Raw genomic sequence first — 10260 nt, 5'->3', positions numbered from 1 at the left:
CCCGCCCGCCGCTGCGGAAATGACCAAATGGTTTAACACCAACTATCACTATATGGTGCCGGAGTTCGTGAAGGGCCAGCAGTTCAAACTGAGCTGGACCCAACTGCTGGATGAAGTAGACGAAGCGCTGGCGCTGGGCCACAAGATCAAGCCCGTGCTGCTGGGGCCGGTAACCTATCTGTGGCTGGGTAAAGTGAAAGGTGAACCGTTTGACCGCCTGACCCTGCTGAATGCCATCCTGCCGGTTTACCAGCAGGTGCTGGCCGAACTGGCGAAGCGCGGCATCGATTGGGTGCAGATTGATGAACCGGCGCTGGTGCTGGAGCTGCCGCCAGCGTGGCTGGAGGCCTTTCAACCGGCTTATGACGCCCTGCAGGGCCAGGTGAAGCTGCTGCTGACTACCTATTTTGAAGGCGTTAGCGACAATCTCGCGACCATTGCTGCGCTACCGGTCCAGGGGTTGCACGTCGATCTGGTGCACGGCAAAGATGATGTTGCCGAACTGCACAACCGCCTGCCGGCCGACTGGCTGCTGTCCGCGGGCTTGATCAATGGGCGTAACGTCTGGCGCGCCGATCTCACCGAAAAGTATGCGCAAATTAAAGACCTCGTCGGTAAGCGCGAGCTATGGGTCGCGTCATCCTGCTCTCTGCTGCATAGCCCGATCGATCTGAGCGTGGAGACGCGCCTTGATGCGGAAGTGAAGAGCTGGTTTGCCTTCGCGCTGCAGAAATGCGGTGAGCTGGCGCTGCTGCGCGATGCGCTGAACAGCGGCGATACGGCGGCGATTACCGAGTGGAGCGCGCCAATCCAGGCCCGTCGCCATTCGACCCGCGTGCACAACGCGGAGGTGGAAAAACGGCTGGCGGCGATCACTGCTCAGGACAGCCAGCGCGCCAGCCCCTATGAGGTTCGCGCGCAGGCACAGCGCCAGCGCTTTAACCTGCCGAAATGGCCGACCACCACCATCGGGTCATTCCCGCAAACGACCGAGATCCGCGGCCTGCGCCTGGACTTCAAAAAGGGTAACCTTGACGCCAGTCATTATCGGACGGGGATTGCGGAACATATTAAGCAGGCGATCGTCGAGCAGGAGCGGTTAGGTTTAGACGTACTGGTGCACGGGGAGGCCGAGCGGAACGACATGGTGGAATACTTCGGCGAACATCTGGACGGTTTTATCTTCACGCAAAACGGCTGGGTGCAGAGCTATGGTTCCCGCTGCGTGAAGCCGCCGGTGGTGATCGGCGACGTCAGCCGTCCGCAGGCGATCACCGTCGACTGGGCGAAGTACGCGCAGTCCCTGACCGACAAGCCGGTGAAAGGGATGCTCACTGGACCGGTGACCATTCTGTGCTGGTCCTTCCCGCGGGAAGATGTCAGCCGTGAAACCATCGCGAAACAGATTGCGCTGGCCCTGCGTGATGAAGTGGCGGATCTGGAGGCGGCGGGGATCGGCATCATCCAGATTGATGAGCCGGCGCTGCGCGAAGGGTTACCGCTGAAGCGCAGCGACTGGGATGCCTATCTGCAGTGGGGTGTGGAAGCCTTCCGCCTTAATGCTGCGGTCGCCAAAGACGACACGCAGATCCATACCCACATGTGCTATTGCGAGTTCAATGACATCATGGACTCCATTGCCGCGCTGGACGCTGACGTGATCACCATTGAAACCTCGCGGTCCGATATGGAGCTGCTGGAGTCGTTCGAAGCGTTCGAGTACCCCAATGAGATCGGGCCGGGAGTATATGATATTCACTCGCCAAACGTGCCGAGCGTGGAGTGGATCGAAGCGCTGCTGAAGAAAGCCGCGCAGCGTATCCCGGTGGAGCGACTGTGGGTTAACCCGGACTGCGGCCTGAAAACTCGCGGCTGGCCGGAAACCCGCGCCGCGCTGGCGAATATGGTGCAAGCGGCGCGAAATCTGCGCCAGTCCGCCTAATCGTTACGCGAAAAATCAAAAAGGAGGCATTTGCCTCCTTTTTTCATGCTTAGGGCGATTAGCCTTTTTTACCGCCATACTGAGCAAACCAGGCGAGCATCCGCTGCCAGCCATCTTTGGCTGACTCTTCATGATAGCTGGCGCGATAGTCGGCATTAAAGGCATGATCGGCTTCGGGATAGACCACGATTTCCGCCGTGGCGTTGGCTGCCCGCAGCGCCTGACGCATAGTCTCGACGGTGTCCTGCGGAATGCTGGCGTCTTTAGCGCCGTACAGACCAAGCACCGGGGCGTTGAGATCGACGGCGATATCTACCGGGTGCTTCGGCGAATTCAGTGATTTTTCTCCCACCAGCTTACCGTACCAGGCCACCGCCGCTTTAAGCTGCGGGTTATGCGCGGCATACAGCCAGGTAATGCGTCCGCCCCAGCAGAAGCCGGTGATCAGCAGACGATGGGCATCGCCGCCGTGGCGCGCCGCCCAGCTGGCGACGTGGTCGAGATCCGCCAGCACCTGCGCGTCCGGCACCTTGCTGACCAGCTCTTTGAACAGGGTCGGGATATCGTGGTACTCATTCGGATCGCCCTGACGGAAGTACAATTCAGGCGCGATAGCCAGATAGCCTTCCTGTGCCAGGCGGCGACAAAGATCGCGAATATGTTCATGCACGCCGAAAATTTCCTGTACCACGATAACGATCGGCAGCGGACCGTCGGCATTTTTCGGGCGGGCGTGGTAGGCCGGCATGTTTTCACCCTGAGAGGGAATCGACGTCTCTCCGGCGATAATATGCTCTTCCGGCGTATGAACGGCGGTTGCGGCGTGTGGTGAAGCTGCAGGTGCGAATCCAGGTTGCTTGGTGGTGGTCATGGTATTCTCCGTACCCTTATTTATTAGCGCATCAGTAACTATAGACCCTTTACCTTTAGTTCGGGCGGTAATAAAGCACAGTGCCTGAAAGCGGCTATCTTTTGTTCTGTGATGATGAATATAACTTGTTAATGTGATGTGTATCACTATTTACTGAAAAACAACTGCAATCATTATTGGTCTTGGTGACTATCATCACAAAATGTTGCCAGGGGCTTCTGTACAGTACCGTTTTGCTTCTGCTGATAATTCGACCCACAGAGGAGTTTTTTATGTCCAAGTCTGATGTTTTTCATCTCGGCCTCACCAAGAACGATTTACAAGGGGCTACGCTGGCTATCGTCCCTGGCGATCCGGAGCGTGTGGAAAAGATCGCCGCGCTGATGGATAAGCCGGTTAAACTGGCATCTCATCGCGAATTTACCTCCTGGCGCGCGGAGCTGGACGGCAAACCAGTGATCGTCTGCTCTACTGGCATCGGCGGCCCGTCGACTTCCATCGCCGTGGAAGAGCTGGCGCAGCTGGGGGTGCGTACCTTCCTGCGTATCGGCACCACCGGCGCGATTCAGCCACATATCAATGTTGGCGATGTACTGGTGACGACCGGTTCTGTCCGTCTGGACGGTGCCAGCCTGCACTTCGCGCCGATGGAGTTCCCGGCCGTCGCAGACTTCGCCTGTACCACCGCGCTGGTGGAAGCGGCGAAATCAATCGGCGCCACCACCCATATCGGCGTGACTGCCTCCTCGGATACCTTCTACCCGGGCCAGGAGCGTTACGACACCTTCTCCGGCCGCGTCGTGAGCCGCTTCAAGGGCTCAATGGAAGAGTGGCAGGCAATGGGCGTGATGAACTATGAAATGGAATCCGCCACGCTGCTGACCATGTGCGCCAGCCAGGGCCTGCGCGCCGGGATGGTGGCTGGGGTTATCGTGAACCGTACCCAGCAAGAGATCCCTAACGCCGAAACCATGAAGCAAACCGAAAGCCACGCGGTGAAAATCGTCGTGGAAGCGGCGCGTCGTCTGCTGTAATTCAACTCTTTCCCTGTCAGGCCGGATCCTCCGGCCTTTCTTTTTTGCGTCGCCTCTCGCAGGAAATTCCTTTTAAACTGGACGTTTGTACAGCACAATTCTATTTTGTGTCATCAGGTTATCGCAGGGGGCGTCGTGGATCTCTCCATTATTATCAGCGCGGTTATCGCACTGGCAGCCGGGTTAATGGTCGGCTGGCTGGCGACCAAAGCGCGCGCCGATCAAATTCGGGCCGATCTCATCGAGGAACGGCGAGAGTTGGATATTGAGCTGAGCGCCGCCCGCCAGCAACTGGCGCAGGAGGCCCACTGGCGTGTGGAGTGTGAGCTGCTGAACAACGAGCTGCGCAGCCTACGGGATATCAATACCTCGCTCGAGGCCGATCTCCGTGAGGTCACTACCCGGCTCGAATCCACCCAGCTGCATGCGGAAGATAAGATCCGCCAGATGATGAACAGCGAGCAGCGCCTTAGCGAGCAGTTTGAAAACCTCGCCAACCGTATTTTCGAACACAGCAACCGGCGGGTCGATGAGCAAAACCGCCAGAGCCTGCATGGCCTGCTGACGCCGCTACGCGAACAGCTGGACGGGTTCCGCCGCCAGGTGCAGGAGAGCTTTGGCCAGGAGGCGCGTGAAAGACATACCCTGGCGCATGAGATCCGCAATCTGCAGCAGTTGAACGCGCAGATGGCACAGGAGGCGCTGAACCTGACCAAAGCGCTGAAGGGGGATAACAAAACTCAGGGCAACTGGGGGGAAGTGGTCTTAACCCGCGTGCTGGAGGCCTCCGGCCTGCGCGAAGGCTATGAGTACCAGACTCAGGTCAGTATTGAGACCGACACCCGCTCGCGGATGCAGCCGGACGTTATCGTGCGCCTGCCGCAGGGTAAGGACGTGGTGATCGACGCCAAAATGACCCTGGTCGCCTATGAGCGCTATTTCAACGCCGAAGACGACTACACCCGCGAAGTCGCGCTGCAGGAACACCTTGCCTCGGTGCGAAACCATATTCGCCTGCTGGGACGCAAGGATTATCAACAGCTGCCTGGCCTGCGCTCGCTCGACTATGTGCTGATGTTTATTCCCGTTGAGCCGGCGTTCCTGCTGGCCATCGATCGCCAGCCTGAGCTCATCAGCGAGGCGTTGCAAAATAATATTATGCTGGTCAGCCCGACGACGCTGCTGGTAGCCCTGCGCACTATCGCCAATCTGTGGCGCTATGAGCACCAGAGTCGTAACGCGCAGAAGATTGCCGAGCGGGCGGGGCGCCTTTACGACAAAATGCGCCTGTTTGTGGATGATATGTCCGCCATCGGCCAGAGCCTGGATAAGGCGCAAGAGAGCTATCGCCAGGCGATGAAAAAGCTCGCTTCCGGGCGTGGTAATCTGCTGGCTCAGGCGGAGGCCTTTCGCGGCCTGGGCGTGGAGGTCAAGCGCGGGATTAATCCTGATTTAGTCGAACAAGCTACGGCTCAGGACGAGCAATATCGTCTCGAAGATGAGGATAGCCTGCCGGAAAATGACGCATTTTCACCCGACTCTGCCGAGACGGTGCGTAGCCGGGAGGCGGCTCCGCCATGCTGAAACGTATGGGAAATGCGCTGAGTCTGATACACTCAGTGAACATTTTCTTGAAAAGCAAGCAGGCATAGAGATGGTTGAGGATTCACAAGAAACGACGCATTTTGGCTTTCAGACGGTCGCTAAAGAGCAGAAAGCAGATATGGTGGCGCATGTATTCCATTCTGTCGCCGCAAAATATGATGTGATGAACGACCTGATGTCGTTTGGGATCCATCGTTTGTGGAAGCGTTTCACCATCGACTGCAGCGGCGTACGTCGCGGGCAGACCGTGCTGGATCTGGCTGGTGGTACCGGTGATTTGACGGCCAAGTTCTCCCGCCTGGTAGGGGAAACCGGCCGCGTCATGCTTGCTGATATCAATGATTCTATGCTCAAAATGGGCCGCGAAAAGCTGCGCAATATCGGCATCGTAGGCAACGTTGAGTATGTTCAGGCCAACGCGGAAGCCCTGCCTTTTGCTGATAATACCTTTGACTGCATCACCATCTCTTTCGGTCTGCGTAACGTGACCGACAAAGAGAAAGCGCTGCGTTCGATGTACCGCGTGCTGAAGCCGGGCGGACGTCTGCTGGTGCTGGAGTTTTCTAAACCCATTATCGAACCGCTGAGCAAAGCCTACGACGCTTACTCCTTCCATATCCTGCCGAAGGTGGGCGAGCTGGTGGCAAAAGATGGCGACAGCTATCGCTACCTGGCGGAATCTATTCGTATGCATCCGGACCAGGAAACCCTGAAAGGGATGATGCAGGATGCGGGCTTCGAAAACGTGGATTACTACAACCTGACGGCGGGTATCGTTGCTTTGCATCGCGGTTACAAGTTCTGACAGGAGGGACGCTATGCCTTTCACACCCCTGGTTACCGCTGGCATTGAAACGGCGCTGAATACTTTCCTCTGGCGCGACAAAGCGCTTAAACCCGCTCGCCAGCGCCTGCTGGGCAAGGTATTGCGGGTCCAGCTGCAGGATTTCGCCACGCCCGTGGTGCTGGTATTCAGCGAACGCCAGGTTGACGTCCTGAGCGCCTGGGAAGGAGAGGCCGATTGCACCGTGATTACCCGGCTCAGCGTGCTGCCAAAACTGCGCAATCGTCAGCAGCTCACGGCGCTTATTCGCAGCGGTGATCTTGAAGTGCAGGGCGATCTGCAGGTGGTGCAGAATATGGTCTCCCTGTGCGACCTGGCAGAGTTTGATCCCGCTGAACTGCTGGCGCCCTATACCGGCGATATTGTGGCCGAAGGCGTCGGTAAAGTCCTGCGCGGCGGCGCTCAGTTTCTGCTGAAGGGCGCAGAGCGCCAGCAGCGCTATGTCGCGGAAGCGATCACTGAAGAGTGGCGCCTGGCGCCGGGGCCGCTGGAGCTGGCCTGGTTTGCTGAAGAGACAACGGCTATTGAGCGCGCGCTGGCCGCACTGGAAAAACGGCTGGAAACGCTGGAGGGCAAATGACGCCAGGAGAATTACGGCGCCTGTATTTCATCATCCACACCTTTTTGAGCTACGGGCTCGATGAGCTCATCCCCAAAATGCGGATCACGCTGCCGCTGCGTATCTGGCGGCGGATGCTGTTCTGGATGCCAAACCGCCATCAGGATCAGCCTCTTGGCGCCCGCCTTCGGCTGGCGCTCCAGGAGCTGGGGCCGGTGTGGATAAAATTCGGCCAGATGCTTTCCACCCGCCGGGATCTCTTTCCGCCGCATATTGCCGATCAGCTGGCGCTGTTGCAGGACCGCGTGGCGCCCTTTGAAGGGAAGCTCGCGCAGCAGCAGATAGAGAAAGCGATGGGGGGGCTGCCGGTCGAGACCTGGTTTGATGATTTCTCCGTTGAGCCGTTAGCCTCGGCGTCCATCGCCCAGGTGCATACCGCGCGTCTGAAAGAGAATGGCAAAGAGGTGGTGATCAAGGTTATCCGCCCGGATATTTTGCCGATCATTAAAGCGGACATGAAGCTCATCTACCGCCTGGCGCGCTGGGTACCGCGTCTGCTGCCTGACGGTCGTCGTCTGCGCCCTCAGGAGGTAGTTCGTGAATATGAAAAAACGCTGCTGGATGAGCTGAACCTGCTGCGGGAATCCGCCAACGCTATTCAGCTGCGGCGTAATTTCGAAGACAGCCCGATGCTGTACGTGCCGGAGGTGTACCCCGACTACTGCAGCGAAAGCATGATGGTAATGGAGCGCATTTACGGTATCCCGGTGTCCGATGTGGAGGCGCTGGAGGCCCAGGGCACCAATATGCAGCTGCTGGCGGAGCGGGGCGTGCAGGTCTTCTTCACCCAGGTGTTCCGCGACAGCTTCTTCCATGCCGATATGCATCCTGGCAACATATTCGTCAGCTACGAGCATCCGGAAGATCCGCAGTATATCGGCATCGACTGCGGTATTGTCGGCTCACTGAACAAAGAAGATAAGCGCTATCTGGCGGAAAACTTTATCGCCTTTTTCAACCGCGATTATCGTAAAGTTGCCGAGCTGCACGTCGATTCCGGTTGGGTTCCGCCCGATACCAACGTTGAAGAGTTTGAGTTCGCGATCCGCACGGTCTGCGAGCCGATCTTTGAGAAGCCGCTGGCGGAGATCTCCTTCGGCCACGTGCTGCTTAATCTGTTCAATACCGCGCGGCGTTTCAATATGGAAGTCCAGCCGCAGCTCGTTTTACTACAGAAGACATTACTTTACGTAGAAGGGGTAGGCCGGCAGCTCTATCCTCAGTTAGACTTGTGGAAAACGGCGAAGCCTTTCCTCGAGTCGTGGATCAAAGATCAGGTCGGCATTCCGGCGCTGGTGCGCGCGTTTAAAGACAAAGCGCCATTCTGGATCGAAAGAATGCCGGAAATACCTGAGCTGGTGTATCAGAGCCTGCAGCAGAGCAAACAGCTGCAGACCAGCGTCGATACTATTGTGCGGGATATGCATGTGCGTCATGTGCGCCAGGGCCAATCCCGTTACCTGTTTGGTATAGGCGCGGTTTTATTGCTCAGTGGTACGCTGCTCTTTATCCATCGCCCTGAGTGGGGAATGATGCCCGGTTGGCTGATGGCCGGCGGTGTGGTGACCTGGCTTATTGGCTGGCGGAAAACCCACTGATCGGTTCGCCTCTTCATGACGCAGGCTTATTTGCGCAAAATCATGTCGGCGGCCTGACGAAGAGGCGGCTCGCAGGATGGCGTGTATAATGCGTCCACACAATTCATCATCTGTCATAGGGGAACGTGTATGGGTGGTATCAGTATTTGGCAGTTATTAATTGTTGTCGTCATCGTAGTTCTGCTTTTTGGGACGAAGAAGCTGAGCTCGCTGGGGTCTGACTTAGGGGCATCTATCAAAGGCTTTAAAAAAGCCATGAGTGATGATGATAAACCCGAAAAGTCGGCGCCAGACGCAGATTTCACGGCGAAAACCATCGCCGATAAACAGGATGATGCAAAAAAAGACGAGACAAAACGCCACGACAAAGAGCAGGTGTAACTCGTGTTCGATATTGGTTTTAGTGAACTACTGCTGGTGTTTGTGATTGGCCTCATTGTTCTGGGGCCACAGCGGCTTCCCGTAGCGGTTAAAACGGTAGTTGGCTGGATCCGTACGTTACGCTCGCTGGCGACCACGGTACAAAATGAGCTGGCCCAGGAGCTAAAACTGCAGGAGTTCCAGGAGAGCCTGAAGAAGGTGGAAAAGGCTAGCCTGAATAACCTGACGCCGGAGCTGAAAGCCTCGATGGATGAACTGCGCGAGGCCGCGGAGTCGATGAAGCGCTCCTATAGCGCCCACGATCCCGAAAAAGCCAGCGACGAAGCCAATACCATCCTTAATCCGGTGGTCAAAGGCAGCGAAGCGCAGCGCCAGGATGTCACGCCGGCGACGGCAGAACATCAGGCCAGCGCTCCGGCTCATGCGCCAGATCCCGTTGCCGACGAGCAATCTGCTTCACCGGCTGACCTTCAGGCAGAGAAAACGTCCGCTACGGCGGCAGTTCCCCATTCTTCCCCCGCATCGAGTGATAAACCGTAAACATGGGCGTAGACGATACACAACCGCTAATTTCGCATCTGATTGAGCTGCGCAAGCGTCTGCTCAACAGCATCATTGCTATTCTGGTGATCTTCCTGGCGCTGGTCTATTTCGCCAATGATATCTACCAGCTGGTCTCGGCCCCGCTTATCAGTAAGATGCCTGTGGGCGCGACGATGATCGCCACCGATGTCGCTTCACCTTTCTTTACGCCGATAAAGTTGACCTTCATGGTGTCGGTGATCCTGTCGGTGCCGATTATTCTTTACCAGGTATGGGCCTTCGTCGCGCCGGCGTTGTATAAGCACGAACGCCGGCTGGTGGTGCCTTTACTGGTATCCAGTACCCTGCTGTTCTATATCGGCATGGCTTTCGCCTATTTTGTCGTGTTTCCGCTGGCGTTCGGCTTCCTGACCCATGCGGCGCCGGAAGGGGTGCTGGTCTCGACCGATATTCGCAGCTATCTCGACTTCGTGATGGCGCTGTTTATGGCATTCGGGGTCTCCTTTGAGGTGCCGGTCGCCATTGTGTTGCTCTGCTGGATGGGCGTTACCACGCCGGAAGACTTGCGTAAAAAAAGGCCGTATGTGCTGGTGGGTGCCTTCGTGGTGGGCATGCTGCTGACGCCGCCGGACGTATTCTCGCAGACGCTGCTGGCCATTCCGATGTACTGTCTGTTTGAAGTCGGGGTGTTCTTCGCCCGCTTCTACACCGGGAAGCGCCTGACGCGCGATGACGACGCCGCGGCCGAAGCTGAAGCCGCAGAGCACAGAGAAGAGTAATACCGCCCCACACACCCCCCGGCGGGGGGGGGGGGTGGGGGGGG

The 10260-nt window shown here is 57.4% G+C and carries 9 protein-coding genes and 1 pseudogene; 9 read left to right on the top strand and 1 reads right to left on the bottom strand.

Translation table 11 applies throughout. The features are described 5' to 3' along the window. Positions 1–1942, top strand: a pseudogene (gene metE / locus HMPREF9538_RS24895) (5-methyltetrahydropteroyltriglutamate--homocysteine S-methyltransferase); the annotation flags it as partial. Positions 1943–2000: 58 nt separating this feature from the next. Here metE and HMPREF9538_RS24900 read toward each other — a convergent pair. Continuing rightward, positions 2001–2813 (bottom strand): dienelactone hydrolase family protein, encoded by an 813-nt coding sequence (locus tag HMPREF9538_RS24900; protein ID WP_002883417.1) that lies wholly within the window; start codon positions 2811–2813, stop codon positions 2001–2003. Positions 2814–3085: 272 nt separating this feature from the next. Between HMPREF9538_RS24900 and udp the strand changes: the two genes are divergently transcribed. The 8 genes from udp to tatC all read left to right on the top strand — a co-directional run bounded on the left by udp (position 3086) and on the right by tatC (position 10216). After that, a complete protein-coding gene (udp, locus tag HMPREF9538_RS24905; protein WP_004181652.1) occupies positions 3086–3847 on the top strand; it encodes a uridine phosphorylase in 762 nt (253 codons plus the stop codon). A 135-nt stretch (positions 3848–3982) separates the two neighbouring features. Beyond that, entirely contained in the window at positions 3983–5431 is a 1449-nt protein-coding gene (gene rmuC, locus HMPREF9538_RS24910; RefSeq protein WP_032456982.1) for a DNA recombination protein RmuC, read from the top strand. 70 nt (positions 5432–5501) lie between these two features. Then, the gene (ubiE, locus tag HMPREF9538_RS24915; RefSeq protein ID WP_002883421.1) at positions 5502–6257 is read left to right on the top strand and encodes a bifunctional demethylmenaquinone methyltransferase/2-methoxy-6-polyprenyl-1,4-benzoquinol methylase UbiE; all 756 of its coding nucleotides are present in this window, start codon (positions 5502–5504) and stop codon (positions 6255–6257) included. Positions 6258–6270: 13 nt separating this feature from the next. After that, the gene (ubiJ, locus tag HMPREF9538_RS24920) at positions 6271–6876 is read left to right on the top strand and encodes a ubiquinone biosynthesis protein UbiJ (protein WP_004895056.1); all 606 of its coding nucleotides are present in this window, start codon (positions 6271–6273) and stop codon (positions 6874–6876) included. Further along, positions 6873–8513 (top strand): ubiquinone biosynthesis regulatory protein kinase UbiB, encoded by a 1641-nt coding sequence (gene ubiB, locus HMPREF9538_RS24925; protein ID WP_004177924.1) that lies wholly within the window; start codon positions 6873–6875, stop codon positions 8511–8513. The genes ubiJ and ubiB overlap by 4 nt, the downstream gene beginning before the upstream one ends. 129 nt (positions 8514–8642) lie before the next feature. Beyond that, complete coding sequence (tatA, locus tag HMPREF9538_RS24930; protein ID WP_002883425.1) at positions 8643–8894, top strand: Sec-independent protein translocase subunit TatA; 252 nt, start codon at positions 8643–8645, stop codon at positions 8892–8894. Positions 8895–8897: 3 nt separating this feature from the next. After that, complete coding sequence (gene tatB, locus HMPREF9538_RS24935) at positions 8898–9434, top strand: Sec-independent protein translocase protein TatB (RefSeq protein ID WP_002883426.1); 537 nt, start codon at positions 8898–8900, stop codon at positions 9432–9434. 2 nt (positions 9435–9436) lie between these two features. Further along, a complete protein-coding gene (gene tatC / locus HMPREF9538_RS24940; RefSeq protein ID WP_002883427.1) occupies positions 9437–10216 on the top strand; it encodes a Sec-independent protein translocase subunit TatC in 780 nt (259 codons plus the stop codon). Positions 10217–10260 lie beyond the last annotated feature (44 nt).

Source organism: Klebsiella sp. MS 92-3 (assembly GCF_000195655.1).
Taxonomy (GTDB): domain Bacteria; phylum Pseudomonadota; class Gammaproteobacteria; order Enterobacterales; family Enterobacteriaceae; genus Klebsiella; species Klebsiella pneumoniae.
The sequence above is the reverse complement of the archived record's forward strand: the minus strand, read 5'-3'. Positions and strand labels throughout refer to the sequence as shown.

Bases quoted from the DNA above. Each gene is read 5' to 3' on its own strand.
- HMPREF9538_RS24900 (WP_002883417.1), bottom strand. From the start codon at position 2,813: ATGACCACCACCAAGCAACCTGGATTCGCACCTGCAGCTTCACCACAC.
- udp (WP_004181652.1), top strand. From the start codon at position 3,086: ATGTCCAAGTCTGATGTTTTTCATCTCGGCCTCACCAAGAACGATTTA.
- ubiE (WP_002883421.1), top strand. From the start codon at position 5,502: ATGGTTGAGGATTCACAAGAAACGACGCATTTTGGCTTTCAGACGGTC.
- ubiJ (WP_004895056.1), top strand. From the start codon at position 6,271: ATGCCTTTCACACCCCTGGTTACCGCTGGCATTGAAACGGCGCTGAAT.
- ubiB (WP_004177924.1), top strand. From the start codon at position 6,873: ATGACGCCAGGAGAATTACGGCGCCTGTATTTCATCATCCACACCTTT.
- tatA (WP_002883425.1), top strand. From the start codon at position 8,643: ATGGGTGGTATCAGTATTTGGCAGTTATTAATTGTTGTCGTCATCGTA.
- tatC (WP_002883427.1), top strand. From the start codon at position 9,437: ATGGGCGTAGACGATACACAACCGCTAATTTCGCATCTGATTGAGCTG.